Below are 15,141 nucleotides of genomic sequence, written 5' to 3'. Positions count from 1 at the left end.
GAGATGGAAGGTATGAGTGAAAAGCGCAAACAAATTTTACAGATGGTAGAAGAAGGGAAACTTAGCGTAGATGAGGCTTTAACTTTGCTAAATTCACTGGAAAAAGACTCAGCTAATGATTCTTCCTATGCTACGCCTGATAAAGCTGAGCTATCCCCTTATGTAGGAGGAAAACAGAAAAAAACGTACGCTTCTAAGTCATCTCAAAGCTCTTTAAAGGAAAAATTATTTACATTTGTAGATCAAACGGTAAAAAAAGTAAAAGAAGGAGATTTAGATTTTAACTTTGGTCCTTCGATTGACGTTCAGCACATCTTTCAACAATCAGAAGCATATATTCAAGAGATTGACGTAGATTTAGCAAATGGAAGTGTTCAACTCCGACCTTGGGGAAGTACAGAAGTACGAATAGAGTGTGAAGCTGCTATCTACAGAGTAGAAAATTCGGATGAAGCGCGCCGCACTTTCTTGCAGCATACGGCATTTTCGATCGAAAATGGCAAATTGCGCTTTGCAATTCAGCAAAAGCAAATGAAAGTGAAAGCGATTATTTATATTCCAGAAATGGAATATGAACGCGTCAAGCTCCGTATGTTTAATGGTTCAATCGATGGGGAAAGACTAAGCGTACGAGACCTGAAAGCCAAAACAGCTAATGGTACCATCCGCTTTTACGATGTGAACAGCCATTCTCTTGAAATGGAGACATCAAACGGGCATATGGAACTTTCTCGGATACTCGCTTCGAAATGTGAGCTTGAAACAATCAATGGAACGGTTAAATTTGATGGAGATACAAAAAAGATTGATGTTCAGACATTTAACGGAGATATCGATACGTATTTAAAAGGAGAGCGCATTGAAAAAGCATTTTTCAAAACGACTACAGGAAGCATTACGCTCTATACGCCGCCTCATCTCTCCGTTGATGGAGATTTGAAATCTAACTTTGGGAATTTTACGTGTACACTTCCTGAGATGGAAATAGTAGATGAGAAAAAAGAAACGGTGATGAAACAACTTCGTTTCAAAGCAAATGTCGCTTCGCCGAAAGGCTATAAATTGTTAGCTGAATCCAAAACGGGCTCAATTGTTATAAAATAGAAAACACTTGTTTTAGTAAAAAAACAAAGGAGATGATTAACGTGCGAAAGTTGTATCGTTCGCGAACAAATCGCAAGCTTGCGGGTGTTATCGGCGGTATTTCTCAGTATATCGGAATAGATGCTTCACTACTCCGCGTATTGTTTATCATCAGTTTATTTTTTACAGTAGGTACTCCGGTCATTTTATATATGATTTTTGTGTTTTTAGTTCCAAATGAAGAAGGAGATTTCTAAAGATGTTATTGCGTGGAATCATTAGTATTTTAATCAATGCCCTCGTATTAATCGTAATTGCAGGTTATATCGACACTTTCCACTTGGAATCAGTCAGTGCAGCTATTATCGCGAGCTTGATTCTATCTATTTTGAACGTGTTTGTTAAGCCGGTTTTAATTTTACTTACCCTGCCGGTGACATTTCTTACGCTTGGGCTGTTTTTATTCGTCATTAATGCCATTACGCTGATGATTACACAAAGTGTTATGGGAGATTCTTTTAATATTGACGGGTTTGGTACAGCACTTTTAGCCTCAGTAATTATGTCGCTTTTAAATGCGCTTATTCAACGAGTGATTGTTGAACCGCTTCAAAATAGAAGATAACTTTCTTGCAATATTTAATTTTCTAAAAAAGATGGTAAGGCGATGCAGCCTATGCCATCTTTTTTTTCTTTTCTTTCCGTATTAATGATAAAATAAAATGGCTAGAACCAAACGCGACATAAAAGCGAGAGTTGGATATACTGTAGACATGAACAGGTATATGACTGTTCATAAAAGGAGGATGCACGGTGGTTAAAGTACGTACAAAAGACATCATTGAGAAATTTAAATTAGAGCTTATTAGCGGAGAAGAAGGAATCGACCGTCCTATTTCAACAAGTGATATTTCACGTCCAGGTATTGAAATGGCAGGTTATTTTACATATTACCCAGCAGAACGTATCCAGCTGTTAGGTAAAACAGAACTATCATTTTTTAAACAATTAGATGATGAACAAAAAAAAGTTCGGATGGAAAAGATGTGTACAGATATCACGCCGGCTATCATTGTTTCGCGCGAAATGGAGGTACCGAAAGAACTTATCGAAGCTTCAGAGCGTGAATCAGTTCCTGTGTTGCGTTCAAGCTTTAAAACAACGCGACTTTCCAGCCATTTAACGAATTTTCTTGAAAGCCGGCTAGCACCTACTACTGCCATGCACGGCGTATTAGTTGATATATACGGAATTGGTGTATTAATCATGGGAAAAAGCGGCGTTGGTAAAAGTGAAACAGCTCTAGAGCTTGTTAAGAGGGGACATCGTCTAGTAGCCGATGACTGTGTGGAAATCCGTCAAGAAGATCAAGACACGCTTGTAGGAAATGCGCCTGGTTTAATCGAGCATTTGCTTGAAATTCGAGGACTAGGGATCATCAATGTGATGACGCTATTCGGCGCAGGAGCTGTACGAAGCTATAAGCGAATTTCACTTGTTATTCAGTTAGAGACATGGGATCAGCAGAAACATTATGATCGCCTTGGTTTAGAAGAAGATAAAATGAAAATTATTGATACAGACGTTACAAAAATTACATTGCCAGTACGTCCGGGACGAAACTTAGCTGTTATCATTGAAGTGGCAGCAATGAACTTCCGCTTAAAGCGTATGGGTATTAACGCAGCAGAACAATTTTCTGCACGTCTAACAGATGTAATTGAAGAAGGAGACCGTGAAGATTTATAAGAAAGGGTGTTAACTTGTGGAAGCAACTATTCAGCCGTTAGATCGCGTTTTCCTTGAAATTGGCCCTCTAACGGTCTACTGGTACGGCGTAATTATCGGTGCAGGTGTTCTATTAGGTCTTTATATTGCGACAAGAGAAAGTGTAAGAAGAGGCTTATCAAAAGATACATTTGTTGATCTTATCTTATTTGCTGTGCCAATAGCTATTATTTGTGCACGAATTTATTATGTATCCTTTGAATGGGGATACTATTCAAAGCATTTAAATGAAATACCTCAGATTTGGCAAGGTGGGATTGCCATTCATGGTGGCTTAATCGGAGGCGTATTAACTGCCATTGTGTATTCGAAAGTAAAAAAGATTTCATTTTGGAAGTTGGCTGATATTGCTGCGCCTAGTTTAATCCTTGGCCAAGCCATTGGGCGCTGGGGAAACTTTATGAATCAAGAGGCACATGGGGGGCCGGTTACCCGTGCTTTTTTAGAAGGGTTGCACCTTCCAAATTTTATTATTAACCAAATGTATATTAATGGTACATACTATCATCCTACGTTTTTATACGAATCATTATGGGATTTTGCCGGATTTATCCTGTTGATGGTACTTCGCCGCACCAGTCTGCGAAAAGGAGAAATTTTCTTATCTTATTTAATCTGGTACTCAGTTGGACGCTTCTTTGTAGAAGGGCTTCGCACGGATAGTTTAATGTTGACGCATACACTCAGAATCGCTCAAGTTGTTTCACTTGCACTGATTGTAATAGCCATTATTTTAATTATTGTCCGCCGCGTGACGGGAATGAGTAAACAGAAATACTTAGAGAATGAAGAAGCACAATCTAAGGCGTAAATGAAGAAAAGCTACAAGGTTTACACAAACTTGATTTGACGCAAGGGAAGGAAATGAATAATGACGATTAATACGGTTTTGTTTGATTTAGACGGTACGTTAATTGATACAAATGAATTAATTATTGCCTCGTTTACTCATACGCTTAATCACTATTATCCTGAACAATATACTCGTGAAGATATTTTACAGTTTATGGGGCCTCCTTTATACGACACGTTTGTAGAAATGGATAAAACGAAAGTAAACGAAATGATTGAGATGTATCGCACGCATAATCTAGCCAATCACGATTTGCTTGTTAAAGAATTTGAAGGCGTACTTGAAACAGTTAAATGGCTGCACGAGCAGAATTATAAATTAGGTATTGTCACAACAAAGCAAAGAAATACGGTCATGATGGGGCTTAAGTTAACGAAGTTAGAGCAGTTCTTTGATACGATTGTCGCAATTGAAGACGTAACAAATGCAAAGCCGCATCCTGAGCCGGTAGAAAAAGCACTGAAGCTATTGGATGCTAAACCTGAAGAAGCACTGATGGTGGGAGATAACCATCATGACATCGTTTCTGGCCAAAGAGCTTATACGAAAACAGCTGGAGTTGCTTGGAGTGCAAAAGGAAGAGATCATATCGCTTCTTATAATCCTGATATTATTTTAGAGAATATGACGGATTTAATTGATATATTAAAAGGAGAACGTCAGTGAGAAAAACGACGCGCTATCCGGTTAAAGGAGCTAATTCCCTTTGGCATGTCTATAAGACCGTGCCTTTTTGGAAAGTAGTGCGCAACTTCCTAATCATTCAATGCGCTCGCTATACACCTTTTCTTTCGATGAAAAGCTGGCTGTACAAAGTGTGCTTAGGGATGAAAGTAGGACCTCAAACATCCTTTGCCCTTATGGTGATGCTCGATATTATGTTTCCTGAAAAAATACAAGTAGGACGCAATACGGTTATCGGATACAATACAACTATTCTCGCTCATGAATATCTGATAACGGAATATCGTCTTGGAGATGTCATCATTGGGGATGAAGTGATGATTGGAGCAAATAGCACCATCCTTCCAGGCGTAACAATCGGCAACAAAGCGGTTGTAGCGGCTGGAACGGTGGTTCATAAAGATGTAGCACCCGGTTTCTTTGTTGGAGGTAACCCTATGCGTGTCATCTATACAAAAGAAGAAATGGAAAAGCGCAGGGAAGCAGAACCTAAAGCCACAACTTAGCAAGAACTAAGCTGTGGTTTTTTTTGTAAATTTGAACAGCTGGCGGTTGACGGCTGACTTTATCGGGTGTAAACTATCAATAACTTTAATTTGTTATTTCGCTAATACATTAGTGTGATAAAGTAAAATCAACCTATCAATGGTTCCTTAATAGATAAAATCAAGCTTAAAGGACGTGTCGGAATGTCAAAGTTATTTATGTTTGAAAAACCCCTTGGAATGAGAGATACCCTGCCAGCTCTTTTTGAAAGAAAAAAACAAGTTCGCAATCAGCTGGCAGATGAAATCGGCAGCTGGGGCTATCAATATATGGCAACGCCTACTGTGGAATACTACGAGACGGTAGGAAGCGCATCAGCTATTTTAGATCAACAATTGTTTAAACTTTTAGATAAAGAAGGGCATACGCTTGTGCTGCGACCGGATGTAACAACACCATTTGCACGTGTGGCCGCTTCAAAACTTTTAAATAATTCTCCTTTGCGCTTAGCTTATGAAGCAAATGTATTCCGAGCTCAGCAGCGTGAGGGTGGCCGCCCGGCGGAGTTTGAACAAATAGGCGTTGAGCTAATTGGAGACGCTACGATGAGCAGCGATGCTGAAGTGATTGCTCTCATGATCGGCGCATTAAAAAGAGCGGGACTTAAATCATTTAAAGTGGCAATTGGCCACATCGGGTTTGTTAATTCGCTTTTTTTAGAAATTGTCGGAAATGAAGAACGTGCTAACGTGCTTCGCCGCTTTTTATATGAGAAAAATTATGTGGGCTATCGTAATCATGTAAAAGATTTGAATCTATCTTCTATTGATAAACAGCGTCTTCTTCAGCTGCTTAACCTGCGCGGAGATGAAAAGAAGATTGAAGAAGCGGTTGAACTAGTTGAAAACGAAGCTGGTAAAAAAGCAGCCGGTGATTTGAAAAAGCTATGGAATATGCTTGATGCATACGGTGTAACGGATGAAATTAAAATTGATTTTAACTTAGTCAGTCATATGAGCTATTACACAGGTATTTTATTTGAAGTCTTTGCTGAAAACGTTGGTTTCCATATCGGTAATGGAGGACGTTATGACCAGCTTCTTGAAAAATTTGCGTCTAAAACACCAGCTACAGGATTTGGAATTCAGCTTGACCGCTTAATTGAAGCGCTGGGCGAAGAAGTATATGAGCCTTCAGCAGTATACGGCATATTATATAGCCAGGAGCGTTTGGATGAGGCGTTAGCTTTAGCTACTGAGCAGCGCAAGCAAGGATACCGGGTAGTGACTCAGGAAATTGCAGGCGTTGATGATGTTGATGTATTTACTGCACAGTTTGAAGAAGTCACGTTTCTAATTGGAAAACGAGGCAAGGGGGGACAATAATGAGTGAACTATTAACAATTGCAATGCCAAAAGGACGTATTTTTGAAGAAGCAGCTGAACTTTTGCGTCAAGCAGACTTTCAATTGCCGCCAGAATTTGACGATTCGCGCAAGCTGATTGTAGATATTCCTGAAGAGAACATGCGCTTTATTTTAGCAAAACCAATGGACGTTACTACTTATGTAGAATACGGAGTAGCGGATCTTGGTATTGCAGGTAAAGACGTAATGTTAGAAGAAGAACGAGATGTTTATGAGCTGTTGGATTTAAATATTAGTAAATGTCATTTGGCCGTTGCCGGTTTGCCTAATGCTAAAAAATCAGAAATTGCTCAAAAAGTGGCAACCAAATATCCAAATGTAGCATCTACTTATTTCAGGGAGCAAGGAGAGCAAGTAGAAATTATAAAATTGAATGGTTCAATTGAATTAGCGCCTTTAATCGGCCTGGCTGATCGGATCGTTGATATTGTATCAACGGGACAAACACTAAAAGAGAACGGACTTGTTGAATTGGAGCATATTGAAGATATTACATCGCGTTTGATTGTGAACCCTGTGAGCTATCGTTTAAAAGACGAACGAATTGATGATTTAGTGAATCGTTTAGCCCAAGTGGTTCAACCTGTATAAAAGAGGTGACATACATTGAAAATTACACGTGTAACAGAACAAGTGAGCTTAAAGCGTACGATTGATCAAGGGACAAGTGCTCAAAGAGAAATTGTCGTAAATATTTTAAAGCAGGTGCAAGAGCAAAAAGACGAAGCTTTAAAAAGGTATACAGCCCAATTTGACGGCGTTGAGCTTTCTTCTTTGCTTGTGACAGAACAAGAAAAGAAGCGTGCTTATGAGCTGGTTGATGCAGATATGCTGTCAATCATTCGTGAAGCTGCTGACAACATTCGTGATTACCACGAAAGAATGGTCGAGCAGTCTTGGATGACAACAAAAGAAGACGGCACCATTTTAGGGCAGAAAGTAACGCCTTTAGATGCAGTAGGTGTTTATGTACCGGGAGGCCTTGCGGCTTATCCTTCTTCAGTTTTGATGAATGTCATTCCTGCTCAAGTGGCAGGTGTAAAACGTATCGTGATGGTTTCACCTCCAGGAAAAGACGGCGCGCTTCCTGCTGGAGTAGTGGTAGCAGCGAGTGAGCTTGGGGTCAAAGAGATTTATAAAGTAGGGGGAGCTCAGGCAGTAGGAGCACTTGCCTATGGAACAGAAACAATTCAATCCGTCGATAAAATTGTAGGGCCAGGTAATATCTTTGTTGCATTAGCGAAAAGAGAAGTATATGGCTTAGTAGACATTGACTCAATTGCTGGACCTAGTGAAATTGTCGTACTAGCAGACGATACGGCTAAGCCGAACGAAGTGGCCGCTGATTTATTGTCTCAAGCAGAACATGACAAATTAGCTTCAAGTATTTTAGTTACACCTTCGATGACATTAGCCGAAGCTGTTAAAGAAGAAGTGGAAAGACAAGTGGAATCTTTACCTCGTAAAGAAATTGCAAAACCTTCTATTGATAACCATGGCGCTATTTATGTGACCGGGTCATTAGAAGAAGCGATTGAAGCTGTTAATCAATTAGCTCCTGAGCATTTAGAAATTATGACTGAAAGTCCACTTGAACTTTTAGGTTCCATTCGTCATGCCGGTGCTATTTTTCTAGGAAGATACAGCTCAGAACCTGTTGGCGATTATTTCGCGGGACCAAACCATGTTCTTCCAACAAATGGGACAGCAAAATTCTCAAGTCCTTTATCAGTTGATTCATTTGTGAAAAAGTCTAGTATCATTTCATACAGCCAACAAGCTCTCCAGAAAAATGTCTCGAAAATCTCAGCATTTGCTCGTTTAGAAGGGCTAGAAGCTCATGCAAGGGCGGTTGAAGAACGCTTTAAAAATAAGGTGGAGATTAAAAGAAAAGAGTAGAAATGTTCTTTTCTTTACTTATTACATGCACAGTTGAAAGGAGTTTCACAATGAGAGAGTCAAGTATTAAACGTACAACAAACGAAACGGATATTGCATTAGCGATTGGAATCGATGGAGAAGGAAAAGCGAACATTGATACAGGCGTTCCTTTTTTAAATCATATGCTCGATTTATTTACAAAACACGGACAGTTTAACCTTGATGTAAAAGCAGACGGGGACACGGAGATTGATGATCACCATACAACGGAAGATATCGGTATTTGCCTTGGTCAAACGTTCAAAGAAGCGCTCGGTGATAAAAAAGGAATTAAACGCTATGGAAATGCTTTTGTACCAATGGATGACGCGTTGGCTCAAGTCGTAGTAGATTTAAGCAATCGTCCTCATTTTGAATTTAAAGGTGATATTCCCGCGTCGCGCGTTGGTACATTTGATACAGAGCTTGTGTATGAATTTTTATGGAAATTCGCATTAGAATCTCGCATGAATGTACATGTAATTGTACACTACGGTAAAAATACGCACCACATTATTGAAGCAGTATTTAAGGCATTAGCACGTGCTTTGGACGAAGCGACAACGATTGATCCGCGTGTCAAAGGTGTGCCTTCGACGAAAGGGATGTTGTAAATGATTGGAATTATCGACTATGGGATGGGCAACTTATACAGCGTAAGTAAAGCTCTGGAACGATTAAACTATGACTATATTATCTCCGCAGATCCTGCAGAACTAAGTAAGGCAAAAGGGCTGATTCTTCCTGGGGTTGGAGCATTCAAAGATGCGATGGAACAGCTGAATCAAACAAAGCTGACGGACTTTATTAAAGAAGAAGTAGCAAAAGGAATGCCTTTGCTTGGAATTTGTTTAGGTATGCAGCTTTTATTTGAAGAAAGCGATGAGAACGGTGTAACAAAAGGGCTGGAACTGTTAAAAGGGAGAGTCGAGCGTATTCCCGGCATTACTGCCGAAGGACAGACATATAAAGTTCCGCATATGGGCTGGAACTCTTTAGATTTTCATCAGCAATCTGCTCTGCTTGATGGAATCAGTGAAGGTCACGTGTACTTTGTTCACTCTTATTACGTAAAAACAAATGATCAAGACGTGCTTTTAGCAACAAGTCCTTATGATGTCGAAGTTCCAGCAGTTGTTGGAAAAGAACACGTATTTGGCACTCAATTCCATCCTGAAAAAAGCAGTGCAATCGGAATGCAAATGCTGCAAAATTATGCAAACTTCGTAGAGAAAAGGAGCCCATCGTATGAGCAAATTTGAAATATATCCAGCCATTGATATGCGCGGAGGAAAGTGCGTCCGTTTGCTTCAAGGAGATTACTCAAAAGAAACGGTGTACGGAGATTCTCCGGTAGATATGGCCACACAATTCGCAAGTGAAGGCGCTCAGTGGATTCACATGGTTGATTTAGACGGCGCAAAAGCGGCTAAGCGCGTGAATGATGAATTTGTGCTAGGCGTGAAAAAGAAATTAGATGTACGTGTGCAAATTGGAGGAGGCATTCGCTCAGAAGCTGACGTTGCTTACTACTTAGAAAACGGAATTGACCGTGTTATTTTAGGAAGTGCAGCTATTTCTAATCCTGAATTTGTGAAAAAAATGCTGAAGGAATATGGTGCGCGTATTGCTATTGGTATTGATGCACGTGATGGCTATGTTGCGACGGAAGGCTGGGTGGAAACATCTACAATCAAAGCGACAGAACTAGGAAAAGAATTGGCTAATGCTGGTGCGGAAACATTTATTTTCACGGATATTTCTACTGATGGTATGCTGTCTGGTCCTAATGTGGAAGGAATTGTTGAGATGGCTAAGGCTACTGGAAAAGGTGTGATTGCATCAGGGGGAGTTAGTAAACTTGCTGATCTAGATGCACTAAAGAAATATGAAGCTGACGGCGTTATTGGTGCCATTGTAGGGAAAGCACTTTATACAAATAAGTTTACAGTAGCTGAAGCACTTCAAGAGGTGAAAGCGTAATGATTACAAAACGAATCATTCCTTGTTTAGATGTAAAGGACGGCCGTGTGGTAAAAGGAGTTCAGTTTGTGGAACTTCGAGATGCAGGAGATCCTGTAGAGTTGGCGAAATTTTATGACGAAGAAGGCGCAGACGAATTAGTCTTTTTAGACATTTCTGCTTCTCATGAAGGACGCAAAACGATGGTACATGTTGTAGAAGAAGTAGCATCTCAGCTAGCGATTCCTTTTACGGTGGGCGGAGGAATTAATGCATTAGAAGATATGAAAAGAATGCTTCGTGCTGGTGCAGACAAAGTGTCATTAAATACAGCGGCCGTACTCAATCCAACACTGATTACAGAAGGGTCCGACTTTTTTGGAGCTCAGTGTATTGTGGTAGCCATCGATGCTAAGTACGATGAAAGCTTACAATCATGGCGAGTCTACACACACGGAGGCCGCAATGCAACGGACTGGGAAGTAATCGACTGGGCAAGAGAAGCAGTAAAGCGCGGTGCGGGTGAGATCTTGTTAACGAGTATGGATAAAGACGGTGAAAAGTCAGGGTTTGATTTAGCATTAACCAAAGCAGTCAGCCAAGCGGTGAGCGTTCCTGTTATTGCTTCCGGCGGCGCAGGAAATGGTCAAGATTTTGTCGATGCGTTTGAAAAAGGGGAAGCTGACGCGGCTTTGGCGGCTTCGATCTTTCACTATAAAGAAACATCTGTAAAAGAAATTAAAAGCTATGCAAAACAACAAGGAGTGAGCATTCGATGACGATTGAAAATATTAAATTCAACAGTGATGGACTTGTGCCAGCTATTGTACAAGATGCTGTGAGCAAAGAAGTTTTAACATTGGCTTATATGAACGAAGAATCACTTCAAAAATCAATTGATACACGTGAAACATGGTTTTACAGCCGTTCTCGACAAGAGTTGTGGCACAAGGGGGCAACCTCTGGAAACACACAAAAAATTGTGAGCATGGCATATGACTGTGATGCTGATTCTCTTGTTGTAAAAGTGGAGCCTCAAGGTCCTGCTTGTCATACGGGCGCTTACAGCTGCTTTAATGAAACAATTCTTGGCGAAAATAAACAAAACGATAATCGGTTTGCTATTATTAATGAGCTAGAAGAAGTAATCGCTAAGCGTGAAGCTGAAATGCCAGAAGGAGCTTATACAACATACTTATTCGATAAAGGCGTAGATAAAATCCTCAAAAAAGTAGGAGAAGAAGCTGGTGAAGTGATTATTGCAGCAAAAAATCGTGACCATGATGAACTGAAGTGGGAAGTTGCAGATTTATTGTACCACGTACTTGTTTTACTTCGTGAGCAAAAGCTGCCTTTAGACGATGTCCTATCAGTATTAAAAGAGCGTCACTCTAGCTAATAGCTACATAGTGAAAAGAGAGAAGGAGTTGTCTCATTTTAGATAAAAGAGGCAAAACCTTCTCTTATTTGCGTCAAGAAACGACTGCTTACAGGCTCCTTTTTTGAATAGAGGTATTAAACTTCTTGGCAAATGTGATATACTACGAACGTCGAAATTATCAACTTATTTGGAGGGCTTAATGGAAAAACACTCAAAAGTAATTCAAAAAATGGCACAAGTAATTCCATTTTCGCAAACGGGTGACTTCTATTTCGAAAAAGCGCTGCAGGCGTTTGAAGAAGAGGAGTCGGATAAAGCGCTCAAGTATTTAACGCGTGCAAACAAAGAAAATGCCCGTAATCCACAGCTTCTTACAAACGTTGGAGTAGCTTTAACGGAGCAGGGAGATTATCAAGATGCCAACGAGCTTTTTCTCCATGTGATTCATCATATGGACGATACATTAGGAAGCTGTTACTACTATATAGCCAACAGCTATGCGCATCTTGGACTGTTTGAAGAATCAAAAAAATACGCGATGTATTACATTGAGCATTTTCCAAATGGTGACCTCTTTCGATCGGCTACAGATCTGTTAGATTTACTATCAATTGATGTGGATGAAGAAGATGAAGAGCCTAAAAATCAGCTAGGGGACATGCTGATTATAAAACAAGAACAAGCAAAACGACTGCTTGAAGCAACAAATTTTGAAGAAGCAGTGGATTTGTTAACTGAAATAATTGATGAGTATCCAGAATTCTGGTCTGCATATAATAATTTAGCGTTAGCTTATTTTTATTTAAATAAAATTGATGAGGCAATGGATTTGCTGAATGAAGTATTGGAGAAAAACCCTGGAAATCTTCATGCGTTATGCAATCAGCTGATTTTCTATTATTATTGCCATAAGCATAAAGAAGTTGAGGAGCTTACAGACGGGCTTAGCCGCGTTTATCCAATGTCATTTGAACACCGCTATAAGCTTGGAGCAACATTTGCATTGATTGGTCAATACAAACTATCATACAGATGGTTAAAAAAGCTTTATACACAAGGATTTCAAGGAGACAACTCATTTCATTATTGGCTCTCATATGCTTCTTACTATACCGGGCGTGAAGCGTTCGCTAAAGAAATGTGGAAGCTGGCATTGGAAGACGTTCCTGATAAAGAAGGAGAGGAGCCTTGGCGCATCAGTCAAAAAGCTGCGAAGGTTTTTCAATCGAAAGTGGATGTTACAGCGAAAAAGAAGTGTGCAACAAAAAATGTTCACGATCAGCTTTACAGCTTGTATATGGCAAAAAAGCTTCCTGAACAACAGCGCCTGCTCCTTTTAGAAGAAATCAAGTCTTCTATACATATGAGTACACTTTTGGATGAAGTATATACGTATGTATGGCAGGATAAACAACATGTGATTTTTGAGGTGGCAGATGTTATTGAACTGGAGATGGAATCGCAGAATGAAAGTGATACCCAGGATCTTTTAAGCTTTTGGTTTTATGTATATGTACAGGTATATAAACAATCCTATGATTTTCAGCATGTGAACGTAAATGCATGGGCTGCAGCCGTCACATATATATGGGCGAAAGAAAAAAGGCAGGCTATTACTCAAGCCGATGCGGCAAAACAATATTCCATTTCCGCTGCAACAGTGAGAAAGTACAGTAAAATTGTGAATACATTATTAAATTGAGCAAAAAAATAGACGATAATAGGAAGAACATATTAGGATAGTGGTAACGAAATAATTATCCATAAATTTGGAATCAACTACGAAGGAATTTCCTAAAAGGAGTGTAAAGCAATGACAGAAGAAAAAATTTATGATGTCATTATTATTGGGGCAGGTCCAGCAGGTATGACTGCTGCTGTATATACATCTCGTGCAGATTTATCAACACTAATGATTGAACGCGGAATTCCAGGCGGTCAAATGGCTAATACGGAAGATGTAGAAAACTATCCAGGTTATGACCATATCCTTGGCCCTGACCTTTCTAACAAAATGTTTGAGCATGCAAAAAAATTCGGTGCGGAATATGCGTACGGTGATATTAAAGAAATCATCGACGGAGAAGAATACAAGACAGTTCGTGCAGGCAGCAAAGAATATAAAACACGTTCAGTAATCGTTGCTACTGGTGCGGAATATAAAAAATTAGGCGCGCCAGGAGAAAAAGAACTAGGCGGCCGCGGCGTATCTTATTGTGCTGTATGTGACGGCGCATTTTTTAAAGGTAAAGAGCTAGTCGTTGTAGGCGGTGGAGACTCTGCAGTTGAAGAAGGCGTATATTTAACACGCTTCGCAACAAAAGTAACAATTATTCACCGACGTGATGAGCTTCGTGCGCAGAAAATCCTACAGCAGCGTGCATTTGACAACGAAAAAGTTGATTTTATTTGGAATACAACGGTCAAAGAAGTAAATGAAAAAGACGGTAAAGTAGGCAGCGTAACGTTAGTAGACACCAAAACAGGTGAAGAGCGCGAGTTCGGTGCGGACGGCGTATTCATTTATGTTGGAATGGTTCCACTAACAAAACCATTCGAAAGCCTAAACATCACGAATAAAGAAGGATATATTGAAACGAACGAGCAAATGGAAACAAAAGTACCAGGTGTGTTCGCAGCTGGAGATGTTCGTGAAAAGGCTCTTCGTCAAATTGTAACAGCTACAGGTGATGGCAGCATTGCGGCTCAAGCGGCTCAGCACTATGTAGAAGAGTTAAAAGAAAAGTTAAAAGCTATTCAGCAATAAGGCTGAAATCAACCTTTTACAAAACGTAATTCGGTTTTAACTGTTCTGTAACACCTGTGAAACATTGATGGGGTACTATATAGATAGTAATTGACCCCCTTTTATAAAATATATGTATGTCGGGCATAGGACGTGTTCCTATGCCTCTTTTTTGTGACTATAACAGATTGGATTTACGTATATAACAGCAATTGATTATTTTCAGAAAATTTAGTAATAGTTAGTTCATCTCCGTTGTGAGAGAAGTTTGTTTCGTAGTATAATAAAAGAAAATGTCAGTATACATATGATGAGGTGGAAAACATGCAAAGGGTCACAAATTGTGTATTAATGAAAGATGATAAAGTATTGTTGCTTCAAAAGCCACGAAGAAACTGGTGGGTGGCCCCGGGTGGGAAAATGGAGCAAGGAGAATCTGTAAAAGACTCTGTTGTAAGAGAATTTCGTGAAGAGACGGGAATTTATTTGAAAAATCCCACTGTAAAAGGTATCTTTACTTTTACGATGAAAGAAAACGATCAAATTTCATCTGAATGGATGATGTTTACTTTTTTTGCTACAGATTTTGATGGGACAAATGTGCTAGAATCAGAAGAAGGCAAACTTGGTTGGCATAATTTGAGTGAAGTAAGTGAATTGCCGATGGCGCCGGGAGATCATCACATTATCGATTATGTAGCAAAAGGGTCGGGTGTTATTTATGGCAACTTTACGTATACAACGGATTTCGAGTTATTATCTTATCGAATTGATCCTTGTTAATGATAAATAGACATGTATGCATAGATTGA

General features: G+C 39.7%; 18 protein-coding genes. All 18 read left to right on the top strand.

The genetic code is table 11. The annotated features are described in order from the left end of the window. Positions 1-12: 12 nt before the first annotated feature. On the top strand, positions 13-1,104 hold the full coding sequence (locus OK414_RS26410) for a DUF4097 family beta strand repeat-containing protein (protein WP_034648394.1): 1,092 nt from the start codon (positions 13-15) through the stop codon (positions 1,102-1,104). Positions 1,105-1,145: 41 nt separating this feature from the next. After that, complete coding sequence (locus tag OK414_RS26405) at positions 1,146-1,340, top strand: PspC domain-containing protein (protein ID WP_013059728.1); 195 nt, start codon at positions 1,146-1,148, stop codon at positions 1,338-1,340. Positions 1,341-1,342: 2 nt separating this feature from the next. Beyond that, entirely contained in the window at positions 1,343-1,708 is a 366-nt protein-coding gene (locus OK414_RS26400; RefSeq protein ID WP_013085405.1) for a phage holin family protein, read from the top strand. A gap of 188 nt (positions 1,709-1,896) precedes the next feature. Beyond that, positions 1,897-2,832, top strand: coding sequence for an HPr(Ser) kinase/phosphatase (gene hprK / locus OK414_RS26395; protein WP_016765874.1), 936 nt, complete (start codon positions 1,897-1,899; stop codon positions 2,830-2,832). 16 nt (positions 2,833-2,848) lie between these two features. Beyond that, positions 2,849-3,682 (top strand): prolipoprotein diacylglyceryl transferase, encoded by an 834-nt coding sequence (gene lgt, locus OK414_RS26390; RefSeq protein ID WP_013085403.1) that lies wholly within the window; start codon positions 2,849-2,851, stop codon positions 3,680-3,682. Positions 3,683-3,742: 60 nt separating this feature from the next. After that, positions 3,743-4,390, top strand: a complete 648-nt coding sequence (ppaX, locus tag OK414_RS26385; protein WP_034648399.1) for a pyrophosphatase PpaX — start codon at positions 3,743-3,745, stop codon at positions 4,388-4,390. Further along, positions 4,387-4,914 carry an acyltransferase gene (locus tag OK414_RS26380; protein ID WP_034648402.1) on the top strand — a complete coding sequence of 176 codons (528 nt, stop codon included), beginning with the start codon at positions 4,387-4,389 and terminating at the stop codon, positions 4,912-4,914. Before ppaX ends, OK414_RS26380 begins: the two co-directional genes overlap by 4 nt. 183 nt (positions 4,915-5,097) lie before the next feature. Further along, on the top strand, positions 5,098-6,279 hold the full coding sequence (locus OK414_RS26375; RefSeq protein ID WP_034648405.1) for an ATP phosphoribosyltransferase regulatory subunit: 1,182 nt from the start codon (positions 5,098-5,100) through the stop codon (positions 6,277-6,279). Continuing rightward, complete coding sequence (gene hisG, locus OK414_RS26370; protein ID WP_013059721.1) at positions 6,279-6,911, top strand: ATP phosphoribosyltransferase; 633 nt, start codon at positions 6,279-6,281, stop codon at positions 6,909-6,911. Before OK414_RS26375 ends, hisG begins: the two co-directional genes overlap by 1 nt. Positions 6,912-6,926: 15 nt before the next feature. Further along, positions 6,927-8,219: a histidinol dehydrogenase gene (gene hisD / locus OK414_RS26365; protein WP_263045913.1), complete on the top strand. Its 1,293-nt coding sequence runs from the start codon at positions 6,927-6,929 to the stop codon at positions 8,217-8,219. 50 nt (positions 8,220-8,269) lie between these two features. Continuing rightward, complete coding sequence (gene hisB / locus OK414_RS26360; protein WP_013059719.1) at positions 8,270-8,854, top strand: imidazoleglycerol-phosphate dehydratase HisB; 585 nt, start codon at positions 8,270-8,272, stop codon at positions 8,852-8,854. Continuing rightward, positions 8,855-9,502 carry an imidazole glycerol phosphate synthase subunit HisH gene (hisH, locus tag OK414_RS26355; RefSeq protein WP_034648409.1) on the top strand — a complete coding sequence of 216 codons (648 nt, stop codon included), beginning with the start codon at positions 8,855-8,857 and terminating at the stop codon, positions 9,500-9,502. Beyond that, positions 9,489-10,223 (top strand): 1-(5-phosphoribosyl)-5-[(5-phosphoribosylamino)methylideneamino]imidazole-4-carboxamide isomerase, encoded by a 735-nt coding sequence (hisA, locus tag OK414_RS26350; RefSeq protein ID WP_013085396.1) that lies wholly within the window; start codon positions 9,489-9,491, stop codon positions 10,221-10,223. Before hisH ends, hisA begins: the two co-directional genes overlap by 14 nt. Beyond that, positions 10,223-10,981, top strand: a complete 759-nt coding sequence (hisF, locus tag OK414_RS26345) for an imidazole glycerol phosphate synthase subunit HisF (protein ID WP_016765868.1) — start codon at positions 10,223-10,225, stop codon at positions 10,979-10,981. The genes hisA and hisF overlap by 1 nt, the downstream gene beginning before the upstream one ends. Next, positions 10,978-11,601 (top strand): bifunctional phosphoribosyl-AMP cyclohydrolase/phosphoribosyl-ATP diphosphatase HisIE, encoded by a 624-nt coding sequence (gene hisIE / locus OK414_RS26340; protein ID WP_013059715.1) that lies wholly within the window; start codon positions 10,978-10,980, stop codon positions 11,599-11,601. The genes hisF and hisIE overlap by 4 nt, the downstream gene beginning before the upstream one ends. Positions 11,602-11,782: 181 nt before the next feature. Further along, the gene (locus OK414_RS26335; RefSeq protein WP_013085393.1) at positions 11,783-13,285 is read left to right on the top strand and encodes a tetratricopeptide repeat protein; all 1,503 of its coding nucleotides are present in this window, start codon (positions 11,783-11,785) and stop codon (positions 13,283-13,285) included. A 111-nt stretch (positions 13,286-13,396) separates the two neighbouring features. Continuing rightward, on the top strand, positions 13,397-14,350 hold the full coding sequence (gene trxB, locus OK414_RS26330; protein WP_013059713.1) for a thioredoxin-disulfide reductase: 954 nt from the start codon (positions 13,397-13,399) through the stop codon (positions 14,348-14,350). A 303-nt stretch (positions 14,351-14,653) separates the two neighbouring features. After that, on the top strand, positions 14,654-15,112 hold the full coding sequence (locus tag OK414_RS26325) for an 8-oxo-dGTP diphosphatase (protein ID WP_013059712.1): 459 nt from the start codon (positions 14,654-14,656) through the stop codon (positions 15,110-15,112). The last annotated feature ends 29 nt before the right edge of the window (positions 15,113-15,141 follow it).

This window comes from Priestia sp. JV24, assembly GCF_025910025.1.
Taxonomy (GTDB): Bacteria; Bacillota; Bacilli; order Bacillales; family Bacillaceae_H; genus Priestia; species Priestia megaterium.
The sequence above is the reverse complement of the archived record's forward strand: the minus strand, read 5'-3'. Positions and strand labels throughout refer to the sequence as shown.

Coding starts and splice junctions, on each gene's coding strand:
- OK414_RS26400 (WP_013085405.1), top strand. CDS start 1,343: ATGTTATTGCGTGGAATCATTAGTATTTTAATCAATGCCCTCGTATTA.
- OK414_RS26375 (WP_034648405.1), top strand. CDS start 5,098: ATGTCAAAGTTATTTATGTTTGAAAAACCCCTTGGAATGAGAGATACC.
- hisIE (WP_013059715.1), top strand. CDS start 10,978: ATGACGATTGAAAATATTAAATTCAACAGTGATGGACTTGTGCCAGCT.
- hisA (WP_013085396.1), top strand. CDS start 9,489: ATGAGCAAATTTGAAATATATCCAGCCATTGATATGCGCGGAGGAAAG.
- hisF (WP_016765868.1), top strand. CDS start 10,223: ATGATTACAAAACGAATCATTCCTTGTTTAGATGTAAAGGACGGCCGT.
- OK414_RS26410 (WP_034648394.1), top strand. CDS start 13: ATGAGTGAAAAGCGCAAACAAATTTTACAGATGGTAGAAGAAGGGAAA.
- OK414_RS26335 (WP_013085393.1), top strand. CDS start 11,783: ATGGAAAAACACTCAAAAGTAATTCAAAAAATGGCACAAGTAATTCCA.
- hisG (WP_013059721.1), top strand. CDS start 6,279: ATGAGTGAACTATTAACAATTGCAATGCCAAAAGGACGTATTTTTGAA.
- hisB (WP_013059719.1), top strand. CDS start 8,270: ATGAGAGAGTCAAGTATTAAACGTACAACAAACGAAACGGATATTGCA.
- ppaX (WP_034648399.1), top strand. CDS start 3,743: ATGACGATTAATACGGTTTTGTTTGATTTAGACGGTACGTTAATTGAT.
- trxB (WP_013059713.1), top strand. CDS start 13,397: ATGACAGAAGAAAAAATTTATGATGTCATTATTATTGGGGCAGGTCCA.
- hisH (WP_034648409.1), top strand. CDS start 8,855: ATGATTGGAATTATCGACTATGGGATGGGCAACTTATACAGCGTAAGT.
- OK414_RS26325 (WP_013059712.1), top strand. CDS start 14,654: ATGCAAAGGGTCACAAATTGTGTATTAATGAAAGATGATAAAGTATTG.